Raw genomic sequence first — 12,474 nt, 5'->3', positions numbered from 1 at the left:
CGAATACCGGCAACTCGGTTGGCAACTGAGTTGACAATTCACCCGGCAACTTGATTTATTATCCTGACCATCCCGCGCTCAATTCCGCCGGTATAAAACCACAATAAGCCTTTCAAGCCATCCTATGGAACAACTGAGTTTCGGTACCTGTGTCAAGAATAGCTGGATCAGTACATGGCAGGCCATTGCCCGGATGCCGGGACTTTTCCTTGGCGCATTTGCCATCCTGGCCTGCACAAGCGTGCTGACGGGTCCCTTTCAGCATCTGCCGTCCCAGGACGCCGATCTCGACGTGGCGGCAAAGATCGGCCACACGTTCCTCACCGGGGCGTTCTCGGTGCTGCAGCTCGTTGTCTACGGCTGCGTGACCATCAAGGTCAACCGGTTCGTGCTGCTCGGCGAAGGCATCCACCCCTTGCTGCCGCTCGGCGGCAAACCGCTCGGGCGCTACGCGCTGATCTCAGTCGGCCTCGTGGTGAGCATGATCGCGCTCATGCTCGTGCTGGTGCTGGGCATGCACGGGGCCGGGGCCGGGACCGGGGGTGCCGCCCTGATCGCAATGCTGGCGTTTTTTGCCTATATGTTCGTAATCATCCGTCTCAGTCTGCTCTACCCCGCCCTCTCATTGGGCAGCCGCCTGACATTGAGCGCGGCGTGGAAAGACAGTCGGGGGCACTTCTGGAGCATGGTCGGCATCGGGGTCGTTGCCTATCTGCCGCTGATGATCGTCTGGATCGCTGCGCTTGAGGTGTTCGGCCGGAGAGCGCTGATAGCCGGCACGCATGGCTCTCCCGCGTTTGCAATCGGGCTCGCATTCGTCAACGCGCTGTTCATGGTGCTCGCTGCCTCGGTCCTCTCCTGGCTTTACCGGCGTTACGCGAACGAATTGCTGCGGCACGTCACGAGCTGACATGGAACAGCTTGCCCGGATTCAGGATTCCATGCGGGTCGAGCGCCTGCTTGATCGCGGCCATCGCCGCCAGCTCCTCTGACGAGCGCGAAATCGGCAGGAACTCGCGCTTAAGCAAGCCGATGCCGTGTTCCGCCGAAACCGAGCCGCGCAGCGGTCCGAGCATCTCATAGACAAACGCATACACCGCGTGATGCCCGACGCCGGGCACCGAATGTCCATCCACGGTGAGATGCAGATTCGAGTCGCCGATATGGCCAAAAAAGTACGAGCGGTTGCCCGGCCATTGGCGGTCGAGCGCCGCGCGGCAGCGCTCGACAAACGTGCCGATCTCCCCTATCGGCAAACTCACATCGAAGTTGATCGGGTCGAGCCGCACGGGAAATTCGGCAGTGCATTCGCGCACCGCCCATAAGGCCCGCGCGTCGGCGAGCGACTGCGCAATCACCGCATCGCGAATGGCATGCGCGCCGAGGGCTTCGGTCAACGCGGCCGCAAAACGTTCGCCTTCGTCGGCTGCATCGAAGCTGGCGTGTTCGATCAACGCGTAAAGCGGGTGCGCCTCCGCAAACGGCGAGCGTGCGCCGGTCAAGGCAACGCCGAAGTCGTAGAAATCCGGCCACATGATCTCGAACGCGCCAATGTCGTTGCCAAAGCGCGTCGACAGCCGCCGTAGCAGGTTGACCGCGGCATCGTAGTGATCCAGCGCGACCAGCGCCGTATGCCGGGCGGCGCGCTGCGGATGCAGCCGCAACACCGCCCGCGTGATCACGCCGAGCGTGCCTTCCGAGCCGATAAACCAGTGCTTCAGGTCATAGCCGGTATTGTTCTTGACCATCTTGCCGAGCGAGCTCAGGACCGCGCCGTTCGCCAGCACGACCTCCAGCCCGAGCACCTGGTCGCGTGCGGTACCCGACTGGATGACCCGATTACCGCCGGCGTTGGTGGCGAGATTGCCGCCAATCTGGCACGAACCGCGTGCGCCAAGATCGAGTGCGAGTTCGAAGCCCGCTTGCGCAGCCGCCTCCTGAGCGGCCTGCAAGGTGGTGCCGGCGCGTACCGTCAGCGTGGCGGACGCCGGGTCGATTTCCTCGATGCCGCTTAACCGTTCGAGCGACAAGGCGATATCGGCGGCACGCGGAATCGCCCCGCCCGCAAGCCCGGTCATGCCGCCCTGCGGCACCACCGGTTGATACGCGGCGTGACAGATCGCCAGCGCCTGTGCGACCTGTTCGGTGGTGCGCGGCAATAGCAAGGCCGCCGCGCGTGTCGGCTCGTGACGCGTCCAGTCGGTCATCGAGCGTTCGCCGATCTGCGCGCCTACGCGCACCGCGTCATCGCCCAACGCCTCGCGCAGGGCTGCCAGCGTCGTGGCAATTGCAGCGGGAGTCACGCCCGTCATACTGTCGTCCCCTGCGCCGCCTGCTTCTTTCGATAACCCATCGAATCGTTGATCCGCCCAAGAATGTAGTCGCCGGCTGCGACCGGTTGATACTTGATTTCGGCCTCGCTGGCGCCAAGCTCACGCGGATCGACCAACGCGCCGTAGGTCGGATCATAGAACGTCGCAATCGAATAACGCTCACGACCGGACGCGTTGATGACGCGATGCAGCGTCGAGCGAAAGCGGTCGTTGGTCCAGCGCGCGAGCAGGTCGCCGACATTGACGACAAAGCTGCCGGGGATGGGCGGCGCTTCGACCCATGTGTCGTTGGCAATCTCGCGCACCTGCAGGCCGCCCACCTGGTCCTGCCACAGCAGCGTAATGCAGCCATAGTCGGTATGCGGCGCCACGCCGAACTGGTCGGCATCCGACTGCGGCGGCTGCGGCGGGTAGTAGACCATCTGGGTGCGCTGCATCCGCTTGGTATAGCGCGGCGCGAAGAACTGCTCGTCGACGCCGAGACTGACCGCCACCGCGCGCAACAGATCGGCGCCGCACCGTGCCACCTCTTCGTAGTAGCCATACAGCGCCGGGCGCAACTCAGGCATGAAGTCCGGCCAGTTATTCGGGCCGCGCAGCGCCTGGCCGGCCAGCACATCCGGGTCGTCCTCCGGCAGCTCAAGGCCGATGCTGAAAAACTCCTTGTAGTCGGGACGTTTCGCCTGATACATGGTGGCGTCGCCCAGCGCATTGAAACCGCGATGCCGCTGATTCACCTTCGCGCGCCGTTTGGTCTCCACGGGAAACGCAAAGAACCGGCGGGCCGCCTGCTCGGCCGCGTCGATCACCGCCTGCGGCACACCGTGATTGACGATGTAGAAAAAGCCGAGCGTCGTGCAGGCGTCGTGAATCTCACGGCCGACCCGCGCCATCGCGCCGGGATCGCCGGCTCGCACGCCGGCAAGGTCAATGAGTGGAATGCGGGTAACCGGCGGCATCGCAATACTCCTGAAAGGCGTAGCGGACCAGACTCATCAATGAGCAGAGGAATACGTGCGCCGCCGATACTTCGAACACCTTGCAAAATGCCTGGCGGCCCACACGCGTTCCCAGTTGTATATACCGCCAAAAGCCCCTTCGCAAGGGACGTTTCAGTGACTCATCATGTACCGGCAATGCGCCTTGCAGCGCACAACACGATTATTTATTTCGCGCAAAAACTGCGGTATATACTGCCTCGCATACCGCGCGCCCTGGCTCGATTCTGCGCGACACCGCTTTGCCAACCGGAGAATCGTATGAGCATCCTTGCAGGCTGGAAGTGTCGTTTAGTGATGTTGGCGTTGTGTACGGCGAGCGTCGCCGCGCATGCCGATCAGCTTGCCAAGGTCAAGCAGGCCGGCGAGCTGGTAGTGGGTACCGAAATGCAGTTTGCACCGTTCGACTTCCTTGAGAACGGTCAGCAGGCCGGTTTCAACAAGGACCTGTTCGCCGAGATCGGCAAGGAACTGGGCGTGAAGGTGCGCTTCATCGACCTGCCCTGGCCGAGCGTGCTGCCCGGTCTCGAAGCCGGCAAGTTCGACATGGTCGGCGGCCCGCTCACGGTGACGAAAGCGCGCATGGAGCGCTACACCTACACGCTGCCGATCGCCGACGCCACCGACGCACTGCTCAAACGCGCCAGCGACAGCTCGCTCAAGCAATCGTCCGATATCTCCGGCAAGACGGTCGGCGCGGGCAAGGGCTCAGCGCAGCTCGACCAGTTGAAGTCGTATATCGCCACGCTGCCGAAACCGCCTGAAGTCCGCGAATACGTCGACAACAACCAGGCCTATGCCGACCTCGCCGCAGGCCGCATCGCCGCGGTCGCCAACTCGATGACGAACATCGCCTACGTGGCGAAGCAGCGGCCCGAGACCTTCGCGGTCGTGCAGCCGCCGTTCGGCGCCAAGGTCTACTTCGCTTATTGCATGCGCAAGGACGCGGACAGCCAGTCGCTCGACGATGCGTTCAACGCCGCGCTGGTCAAGATGCACAATGACGGACGCCTTGCCGCCTTGCAGAAGAAGTGGTTCGGCGTTGCAATGGATGCCCCGACCACGATGCCTGCACCGAACTATTGATCAGTCGGGCGGCGCGCGGCCGGCCTGACTCCGCGGCCGCGCGTTGCCCTGTCTTCCAGCGGGTGCCCGACACATGTTCAGCCTGACGGTCTTTCTACAGGGTCTGCCGCTGCTGCTGCACGCGGCCGTGGCGACGGTCGGCATTTCGCTCACCGGGCTCGTGATCGGTTTCTTTGTGGCAATCGGCGTGTGCTCGGCGCGGCTCTCGGCGCATCGCGCGGCGCGCATGTTCGGCGGCGCCTATGTGTTCTTCTTTCGCGGCGTGCCGATGCTGGTGCAACTGCTGCTCGTGTATTACCTGCTGCCGTTTGCCGGCATCAACGTCTCACCGCTCGTCGCGGCCATCAGCGCGGTGTCGCTGTGCTCCGCGTCCTATATCGCCGAGATTCTGCGCGGCGGCTTTCTGAGCATTCCACCGGGGCACATCGAAGCCGCGCGCATGCTCGGCATGTCGCCGTTCGACATGCTGCGCCGGATTCAGGTGCCGCAGGCCTTCCGCCTCACACTGCCCTCGCTCGTCAACGAAATGGTGCTGCTGATCAAGGCTTCGTCGCTGATCTCGGTGGTCGGCGTGGCGGAGCTGACGCGCACCGCGCAGAACATCGCCGCCAGCACCTATCGTCCGCTCGAAGCGTATCTCGCCGCCGGGCTGATTTATTTCGTCATCTGCGGTGCACTCGCGCTGGTCGCTCACGGCGCCGAGCACCGTTTGCAGCAGGCCTGAAGGCCCGAGCCGAGATCTCAGTCATGCAGCAATTCGACCCCACCGTCATTACTCACAACCTGCAGCCGATTGCGGCGGGTCTCGCCACGACCGTCGGCACGTGGGCGGCGGGCGTCGTCATCGGCATGCTGATCGGCTTTCTGATTGCGGTGCTGCAACTCTTTTGCGGGCGCTGGGTGCGGGGGCTGCTGCGTTTCTATATCGAACTCTTTCGCGGCACGCCGTTTCTGGTGCAGCTATTCCTGCTCTACTACGGCGGCCCTTCGTTCGGCCTCACGCTCGAACCGATGACCGCCGGTGTCCTCGGACTGGGGCTGTACGGCAGCGCCTATTTTGCCGAGGCGTTTCGCTCGGGCTTCCAGTCGGTGCCACCCGGCCACCTCGAAGCAGCCTCGTGTCTCGGTCTTTCGCGCTGGCAAGCGGTGCTGCGCATCCAGGTGCCGCAAATGCTGGTGCTGATCGTCCCGGCGTTGACCAACCTGATCATCGTGCTCAGCAAGGAAACGGCTGTGCTGTCGATCGTCACGGTGCCCGAACTCACCTTCGTGCTGACCGGCATCGGCTCGGCTACCTTTGCCTTTGTCGAAACGCTGCTGGCGCTGTGCGCGTGCTACCTCGCGCTCGTCGAGCTCACCTCGCGTGCCGGCATGTGGGCCGAAGCCCGGATCGCGCGCTTCATGGCATGAACACCCTCCGGATCTATCGATGAACGCCCTAGCCGACATGCCGACCTCCGCTCCCACCACCGCAGCCCCGGATCGCGGCACGCCGCTGATCGAGGTACGCGACCTGCGCAAGCGCTTCGGCGAAGTCGAAGTGCTGCGCGGCATCGATCTGCAGATTGCCCGCTCCGAAGTGGTCTGCATCATCGGGCCGTCGGGGTCCGGCAAAAGCACACTGCTGCGTTGTCTCGCCGCGCTCGAAACCTACGATCAAGGCGACGTGCGCATCGAAGGCGAACTGCTCGGCTACACGGAGCGCAACGGCCGCCGCGTGCGCGCCTCGCAGGGCGAAATCAACCGCGTGCGGCGCAATGTCGGCATGGTGTTCCAGCAGTTCAACCTGTGGCCGCATATGAGCGCGCTCGGCAACGTGATGGAGGCATTGCTGCGGGTGCGGCATCTGTCGCGCGACGAAGCGCGCCGCCGCGCTCATGCGATGCTCGAAACGGTCGGTCTGGCTCACAAGGCGGACGCGTATCCGGTGAAGCTTTCGGGCGGCCAGCAGCAACGCGTGGCGATTGCGCGGGCGCTCGCCATGGAGCCGCACATCATGCTGTTCGACGAACCCACCTCGGCGCTCGACCCCGAACTGGTCGGCGAGGTGCTGCAGGTGATGAAACAACTGGCGCGCGATGGCATGACGATGGCGGTGGTCACGCATGAAATGGGCTTCGCTGCGCAAGTGGCCGACAAGGTGGTGTTTATCGATCAGGGCCGCATCGCCGTAACGGGCAAACCGCGCGAGGTCTTTCACGATGCCGGCCAGCCGCGCCTGCGCCAGTTCCTGCAGAACTACTTCGACCGCAACGCCTTCTGGACCCAGGGCGCCGACGAGGTGGGCCCGGCATGAGCCCGCGCGTCGCCCGCGGCATGGCCCCCCGGCCGGCAACGCGCGCCGCGGCGACCCGCGCAGCTACCCGTGCCGCAACTCGCGCCGTGACTCGTGCTGCAACGCGCGAAACAGCCAGCGCGGCGCTCAACGCGCTCGACATTCCCGACCATCCCACCACACGCTACGAACAGGTCAAGAGCCACATCCGCAGGACCATCGAATCAGGCGCGCGGCAGCCCGGCGACCGCATTCCCTCGGAGCTGGACCTGGTAGCGGAGCTCGGCGTGTCACGCATGACCGTCAACCGGGCATTGCGCGAACTCGCCGAAGAAGGATTGCTGACGCGAGTCTCGGGCGTGGGCACCTTCGTCGCCGAAGCCAAGCCGCAATCCACCTTGCTGATGATCGCCCATATCGGCGACGAGATCCGCTCGCGCGGCCACGAATACAGCTATGAAACGCTGCTCAAGCAACGCGAGACCGCGCCGGTGGTGGTATCGAACGCCTTGGGTCTCGCGCCTGGCGCCTCGGTGTTTCATGTGATCTGCGTGCACCGCGAAAACGGCTTGCCGGTACAGCTCGAAGACCGCTACGTGAATCCCGCTACCGCACCGGAATTTCTGCAGCAGGACTTCGCGGCGATCCGGCCGTCCGAGTATCTCTACAACGTCGTGCCGGCCCACGATGTCGAACACGTCGTCGACGCCGGGCTGCCGACGCCCGCTGAAGCCGCTCTACTGGAAATCCGCCCGGAGGAGCCGTGCCTGACGCTGGTGCGCCGGACCTGGACCAGCGGCGTGGCGGTAACGTTCGCCCGCTTCGTGCATCCGGGCTCGCGCTACCGGCTGGGCTGCCGGTTCACACCGGACATGTCGCAACGCCAGGGCTGAGTGTAGCGGCCCGTGCGTCGGGCCCGCGCCGCAATCAGACGTTGCCCGCCAGATGGAAGCGCGAAGCGGGATGCCACAACTGCACCGAAGTCGCCACCGCTTCGCCGACCCACGTGCGGCGCCATAGCAGCAAACACGGCTCGCCGATCTCCATCAGCAAATGCCGGCGCACATGGGCGTCGGGCTTTTGCGCGTAGATGCGAAACTCCGCCCGCTGGATCGGCGCCAGCCGCACCATGTAGTGATTCGGCGTTTCGACCGTGAAGTCCTGTTGCAGATACTCGGGGAACACCTTGGGATTGACGTAGCGGTCCTCGTACTGGATCGGCTCGCCTTCTTCGCTATGCACGATGCGCGAGTGAAATGCCGGCCCGGCGGCAAGACCCAGCGCGTCGAGCGCCTGCGGATCCTCGCTCGGTTCGAGCGCCAGCACGTGCGCCATGTGGCGATGGCCACGCGCGGCGATCTCGTCGGCGATATTGCGAATTTCGAGCACCGTCGATTCGTAGCGCTGTGGCGCGACGAAGGTGCCGGAGCCTTGCACGCGCGTCAGCACCCGTTCGGCAGTCAGCTCGCGCAGCGCGCGCGACACCGTCATGCGCGCCACGCCGAACTCCTTGACCAGTTCAGTTTCCGATGGAATCAATCCGCCCGGTTTCCAGTCCCCTTCGGCGATCCGCTTGACCACATAGCGTTTGATCTGCTCGTAGGCAGGCGTCGCCTTGGCCGGCTCCCTTGTTGCCGGCTCCTTCGCGATCGCTTCGCCGGCGTGGCCGGCACGGTCCTCGGCAGTTTCGAATGGCGTGTTGCTTATATTCATATTCACGTCGACCTCGTGGGTGGTACGCAATACGCCAATGCGCCCGGCGGGTAGGCCGGCCGCACCGGCTGGAGGGTCGATCGACCCTGTCATGCCGCCGATCGCAGGTCGCGGGCGGCGACACCAGGCGTAGTGGATGCTGTAGGATTCGCGCCGGCGTCCGGTTCAGAACCGGCGTCCGCTCCGGCACTGGCGACCGCAGGCCGCATCTTACCAGGGTTCGGCAGCGGCGGCGGCGCGCTATCGGCGATCATGCGAAACGCCAGCGCCATGTCCTCGGCGAGCGGCCGGTCGTCGCGATACGTCGGCACGGTCCTGCGCACGTCCCGCCACAGAGAATCAGTGTACGGCGCGCGTGCTGCATCGAGCGTTTGCAGGTCGTAAGCCTGGGCAGCCGCCAGCAGTTCGATGGCGACAATCCGGCCGGCATTGTCGATGATCTCCAGCGCCTTGAGCGCCGCGGGCGTCGCATGGCACAGATGATCTTCCTGCAAGCCGGAGGTGATGCCGCCGTCCAGGCTCGCGGGCACCGCGAGGCGCCGGTTCTGCGCCACCAGCGAAGCGGCCGTGTACTGCGCAATCATGAAGCCGGAACAGGTGCCGCCCGGTTCCGCGAGGAAGGCCGGCAAGCCGCTTACCAGCGGGTTGACGAGGCGGTCGAGGCGCCGCTCAGCCATCGCCGCGACCTGGGCAATCGCAGTGGAGAGGCCGTCCATCGCCAGTGCAATCGAAGCGCCCACCGCGTGAGCCTGCGAATAGACGCGCGGCGCTTCGGGCGTACCGGCGACGATCGGATTGTCGGTGATCGACGCCAGTTCACGGTTGACGACGTCCGCCGTCGCGCTGAGCACGTCGCGGGCCGCGCCGTGCACGTGGGGAATGGTCCGCATGCTAAGCGGATCCTGCGTGCGCTGGCCGACCACCGCAGCAAGGATGCCGCTCTCGGCGAGCGCGCCGCGCATTCTTTCGCCAACCCGATTCAGACCCGGCGAGATTCGCAGAGCCAGCGATTCGGCATCGAACGCCGCCAGCTGGCCGCGCAGGTTTTCGAAGCTCATGGCGGCAACCGCGTCGGTCCAGTCGAGCAGCCGCTCGGCGCGCGCCAGCGCAAGCGCCGCAAGCCCGGTCACACAAGGCGTACCGTTGACGAGACTGAGCCCCTCCTTGGCGTCGAGCACGAGCGGTTCGAGGCCGAGCCGCTGCAACGCCTCACGGCCGCTGATGCGCTCGCCGCGATAGCGCGCATGGCCCTCGCCGATGCACACCAGCGCGATATGCGCCATATGGCTCAGATAGCCGACCGAGCCGAACGCCGGCACTTCGGGCAGGCAATCGGCATCGAGCAGCGCCACCAGTTGCTCGGCGACCGCGAGCCGGATGCCCGAATGGCCGTGGGCGAAATTATTGAGCGCCGCGGCGATGATCGCGCGCGTTTCGGTGGCGCCGAGCGGCGTGCCCACGCCCACCGCATGGCTCATCAGGATATTGCGCGACAAGCTGCGCTGTTGGGACGGCGAGACGATCACATCGCACAGCGCGCCTACGCCGGTGTTCACGCCATAGGCGCGAATCCCGTGCTCGACAATCTGTTCGACGAGGACATGCGCCGCGGCGATGCGCGCCCGCGCATCGGCGGAAAGCTCGAGTGGCGCGCCCGCGGCCACCGCCGCAATCTGACGCCAGTCGAGAGGACGATCGGAACGGATGACAGCCATGGCGATGCTCAGTTAGCAGTACGGTGATGGTGGCTCGAGACGAATTGCCTGAAGCGCTCAGACTTGGTTTCACCGAACACCTCGTCGGGCGTGCCGTCCGCTTCGACTTCGCCTTGATGCAGGAACATCACGCGATTCGACACATGGCGCGCAAAGCCCATTTCGTGCGTGACGACCAGCATGGTGCGGCCTTCTTCCGCCAGCGAACGCATCACGCGCAAGACCTCGCCGACCAGTTCCGGGTCGAGCGCCGAGGTCGGTTCGTCGAACAGCATGACCTTCGGATGCATCGCCAGCGCCCGGGCAATCGCCACGCGCTGCTGCTGGCCGCCCGAGAGGTGCGCAGGATAGTGGCCGCGCTTTTCCGCGAGCCCCACTTTGGCGAGCAGTGCTTCGGCCTCTTCGAGCGCTTCGGCGCGGCTGCGCTTTTGCACGCGCATCGGCCCTTCGAGCAGGTTTTCAAGCACGGTCATATGCGACCAGAGGTTGAAGTTCTGAAACACCATGCCGAGTTGCGAGCGGATACGATCCACCTGGCGGCGGTCGCTCGGCTGCAGCTTGCCGTCGCCGCGGCGCTTCATTTTCAGTTCTTCGCCGGCCAGCGCGACCGAGCCGTCATCGGGCGTCTCCAGCAGGTTCAGGCAGCGCAGAAACGTGCTCTTGCCGGAACCGCTCGCGCCGAGGATCGAGATCACGTCGCCTTGATGCGCGTCGAGCGAGATGCCCTTCAGAACGTGATGGTCGCCGAACGATTTGTGTATGTTCTTGACCGACAATGCAACGGGTGCCGTAGCGTTCATGTGATTCTCCAGACTGTCCAGGATGAGCGGCCGTTCAGGGGGCGGCCCGGCGAGGTTCGCGTGCTTCGGTAGCGGTGGAAACCGGGCGCGCTTTGGGCTGGGTGGGTGCGGCGCGCAGATGGCGCGACAAACGCACTTCGAGCAGGCCCAGCAGGCGCACGATGACGAAATTCAGGAACAGGTAGATCAGCGCGGCGCAGATAAACACTTCAGTAGTCCGATAGGTCTGCTGGATGATCTGCTGTGCGACACCGGTGACTTCCCATACGGTGACGAGACTGGCGAGCGCCGTCGACTTGACCAGCAAGACGGCTTCGGTCGAATAAGCCGGCAGGCACTGGCGCAGCGCAATCGGCCCGATCACACGGCGCAGCAATGCGAAGCCCGACAGGCCGATCGAATAGCCCGCTTCAATCTGTCCGACCGGCACGGCCATCAGGCCGCCGCGGATAATCTCGGCGGTATATCCGGCGGTGCACAGCGCAAGCGAAAGCACCGCGCACATATACGGTTCGCGCAGCACCGGCCACAGGAAGCTCTCGCGGATCACGCCGAACTGACCGAGTCCGTAGTAGACGAGAAACATCTGGATCAGCAGTGGCGAGCCGCGAAACACGAGAATGTAAGCGCGTGCGAAGCGATTGGGCAGCCAGTGCGGCGAGACGCGCATCGTGACGATCACGAGCGAGAGCAGTCCACCCAGCACCAGCGAAGAAAAGAATAGCCCGAGCGTGGTCGGCACGGCGGCGAGCAACTGGCGCAGCGTGTCGAGCAGGAAATCGAAGTCGATATGCATGATGACCGGATACCTCGTCAGTTACGCGCGAAATTGCGGCGGAAGGACCGGCCTACACGCGCTTCCGCGTGATTGAAGACCCGGTTGGAGATGCTTGTCATCAGCAGATACAGCGCGCCGCCCACGACGAAGAAGGTGAAATACTGGTGGGTCGATCCTGCGGCCACCTGGCTCACGCGCAGCAGTTCGGCGAGACCCGTGACCGAAATCAGTGCGGAGTCCTTGAGGCTCAGTTGCCAGACGTTGCCGATACCCGGCAAGGCGAAGCGCAGCACCTGCGGAATCAGGATGCGGCGCGCCATCGTCAGCGTGGGCATGCCGATCGAACGGGCCGCTTCCAGCTCGCCGCGCGAAACCGCCAGCACGGCCGCGCGGTACACCTCGGCCTGGTACGCGCCGGAGATCATCCCCACCGCGAGCGCGCCAATCACGAAGGGCGGCACGCCGACGAAGCCGTCGGCGCCGAACCACTGGCCGATTGTCGTCACCAGCGTCGAGCCGCCGAAGTAAAACAGATAGATCACAAGCAGTTCGGGCACACCGCGAAACACCGTCGTGTAGAAGTCGCCGATGATGCGCAAGCTGCGAAAGCGCGACAGCTTGGCCGCCGCCACCAGGGCGCCGAACACCGCGCCGACAGCGAGTGCCGCGAGCGTCAGCGCGACAGTCATCAGGGCCGCCAGCAGCACCACGCCGCCCCAGCCATCCGGCCCGAAGCCGAGCATCCCGATCAGAGCCATACCCTACCCCTCGTCCAA

13 protein-coding genes are annotated in these 12,474 nt (G+C 64.7%); 6 read left to right on the top strand and 7 right to left on the bottom strand.

Annotated elements, in window-relative coordinates; all coding sequences use genetic code 11:
• Positions 1–124 precede the first annotated feature (124 nt).
• Positions 125–910, top strand: coding sequence for a hypothetical protein (locus tag FFS45_RS26255; RefSeq protein WP_137957550.1), 786 nt, complete (start codon positions 125–127; stop codon positions 908–910).
• Here FFS45_RS26255 and FFS45_RS26250 read toward each other — a convergent pair.
• Both FFS45_RS26250 and FFS45_RS26245 read right to left on the bottom strand, forming a co-directional pair.
• Positions 900–2,312: an FAD-binding oxidoreductase gene (locus FFS45_RS26250; protein ID WP_137957549.1), complete on the bottom strand. Its 1,413-nt coding sequence runs from the start codon at positions 2,310–2,312 to the stop codon at positions 900–902. The genes FFS45_RS26255 and FFS45_RS26250 overlap by 11 nt on opposite strands.
• Positions 2,309–3,292: a 2-oxoglutarate and iron-dependent oxygenase domain-containing protein gene (locus tag FFS45_RS26245; RefSeq protein WP_137957548.1), complete on the bottom strand. Its 984-nt coding sequence runs from the start codon at positions 3,290–3,292 to the stop codon at positions 2,309–2,311. Before FFS45_RS26245 ends, FFS45_RS26250 begins: the two co-directional genes overlap by 4 nt.
• A gap of 300 nt (positions 3,293–3,592) precedes the next feature.
• Between FFS45_RS26245 and FFS45_RS26240 the strand changes: the two genes are divergently transcribed.
• From FFS45_RS26240 to hutC (FFS45_RS26220), 5 genes are all read left to right on the top strand, one after another.
• Complete coding sequence (locus tag FFS45_RS26240; protein WP_137957547.1) at positions 3,593–4,417, top strand: transporter substrate-binding domain-containing protein; 825 nt, start codon at positions 3,593–3,595, stop codon at positions 4,415–4,417.
• A gap of 73 nt (positions 4,418–4,490) precedes the next feature.
• Positions 4,491–5,141: an amino acid ABC transporter permease gene (locus tag FFS45_RS26235; RefSeq protein WP_137957546.1), complete on the top strand. Its 651-nt coding sequence runs from the start codon at positions 4,491–4,493 to the stop codon at positions 5,139–5,141.
• 23 nt (positions 5,142–5,164) lie between these two features.
• Positions 5,165–5,827 carry an amino acid ABC transporter permease gene (locus FFS45_RS26230; protein WP_137957545.1) on the top strand — a complete coding sequence of 221 codons (663 nt, stop codon included), beginning with the start codon at positions 5,165–5,167 and terminating at the stop codon, positions 5,825–5,827.
• 19 nt (positions 5,828–5,846) lie between these two features.
• Positions 5,847–6,713, top strand: a complete 867-nt coding sequence (locus FFS45_RS26225; RefSeq protein ID WP_137957544.1) for an amino acid ABC transporter ATP-binding protein — start codon at positions 5,847–5,849, stop codon at positions 6,711–6,713.
• Positions 6,710–7,585: a histidine utilization repressor gene (gene hutC, locus FFS45_RS26220; RefSeq protein ID WP_249362930.1), complete on the top strand. Its 876-nt coding sequence runs from the start codon at positions 6,710–6,712 to the stop codon at positions 7,583–7,585. The genes FFS45_RS26225 and hutC (FFS45_RS26220) overlap by 4 nt, the downstream gene beginning before the upstream one ends.
• A 34-nt stretch (positions 7,586–7,619) precedes the next feature.
• Here the strand turns inward: hutC (FFS45_RS26220) and hutC (FFS45_RS26215) are convergent, their stop codons facing one another.
• The 5 genes from hutC (FFS45_RS26215) to FFS45_RS26195 form a co-directional block, all read right to left on the bottom strand.
• Positions 7,620–8,405, bottom strand: a complete 786-nt coding sequence (gene hutC, locus FFS45_RS26215) for a histidine utilization repressor (RefSeq protein WP_137957573.1) — start codon at positions 8,403–8,405, stop codon at positions 7,620–7,622.
• An 89-nt stretch (positions 8,406–8,494) separates the two neighbouring features.
• A complete protein-coding gene (gene hutH, locus FFS45_RS26210) occupies positions 8,495–10,120 on the bottom strand; it encodes a histidine ammonia-lyase (protein ID WP_137957543.1) in 1,626 nt (541 codons plus the stop codon).
• An 8-nt stretch (positions 10,121–10,128) separates the two neighbouring features.
• Complete coding sequence (locus FFS45_RS26205; protein ID WP_137957542.1) at positions 10,129–10,920, bottom strand: ATP-binding cassette domain-containing protein; 792 nt, start codon at positions 10,918–10,920, stop codon at positions 10,129–10,131.
• Positions 10,921–10,954: 34 nt separating this feature from the next.
• Positions 10,955–11,716, bottom strand: a complete 762-nt coding sequence (locus FFS45_RS26200) for an ABC transporter permease subunit (protein ID WP_137957541.1) — start codon at positions 11,714–11,716, stop codon at positions 10,955–10,957.
• Between the two features lie 17 nt (positions 11,717–11,733).
• A complete protein-coding gene (locus FFS45_RS26195) occupies positions 11,734–12,456 on the bottom strand; it encodes an ABC transporter permease subunit (protein WP_137957540.1) in 723 nt (240 codons plus the stop codon).
• Positions 12,457–12,474 lie beyond the last annotated feature (18 nt).

The sequence above is a fragment of the Burkholderia sp. 4M9327F10 genome, from assembly GCF_005503145.1.
GTDB lineage: Bacteria > Pseudomonadota > Gammaproteobacteria > Burkholderiales > Burkholderiaceae > Paraburkholderia.
This window is presented reverse-complemented; position numbering and strand designations above follow the sequence as displayed.

Coding starts and splice junctions, on each gene's coding strand:
- FFS45_RS26255 (WP_137957550.1), top strand. CDS start 125: ATGGAACAACTGAGTTTCGGTACCTGTGTCAAGAATAGCTGGATCAGT.
- FFS45_RS26250 (WP_137957549.1), bottom strand. CDS start 2,312: ATGACGGGCGTGACTCCCGCTGCAATTGCCACGACGCTGGCAGCCCTG.
- FFS45_RS26245 (WP_137957548.1), bottom strand. CDS start 3,292: ATGCCGCCGGTTACCCGCATTCCACTCATTGACCTTGCCGGCGTGCGA.
- FFS45_RS26240 (WP_137957547.1), top strand. CDS start 3,593: ATGAGCATCCTTGCAGGCTGGAAGTGTCGTTTAGTGATGTTGGCGTTG.
- FFS45_RS26235 (WP_137957546.1), top strand. CDS start 4,491: ATGTTCAGCCTGACGGTCTTTCTACAGGGTCTGCCGCTGCTGCTGCAC.
- FFS45_RS26230 (WP_137957545.1), top strand. CDS start 5,165: ATGCAGCAATTCGACCCCACCGTCATTACTCACAACCTGCAGCCGATT.
- FFS45_RS26225 (WP_137957544.1), top strand. CDS start 5,847: ATGAACGCCCTAGCCGACATGCCGACCTCCGCTCCCACCACCGCAGCC.
- hutC (WP_249362930.1), top strand. CDS start 6,710: ATGAGCCCGCGCGTCGCCCGCGGCATGGCCCCCCGGCCGGCAACGCGC.
- hutC (WP_137957573.1), bottom strand. CDS start 8,405: ATGAATATAAGCAACACGCCATTCGAAACTGCCGAGGACCGTGCCGGC.
- hutH (WP_137957543.1), bottom strand. CDS start 10,120: ATGGCTGTCATCCGTTCCGATCGTCCTCTCGACTGGCGTCAGATTGCG.
- FFS45_RS26205 (WP_137957542.1), bottom strand. CDS start 10,920: ATGAACGCTACGGCACCCGTTGCATTGTCGGTCAAGAACATACACAAA.
- FFS45_RS26200 (WP_137957541.1), bottom strand. CDS start 11,716: ATGCATATCGACTTCGATTTCCTGCTCGACACGCTGCGCCAGTTGCTC.
- FFS45_RS26195 (WP_137957540.1), bottom strand. CDS start 12,456: ATGGCTCTGATCGGGATGCTCGGCTTCGGGCCGGATGGCTGGGGCGGC.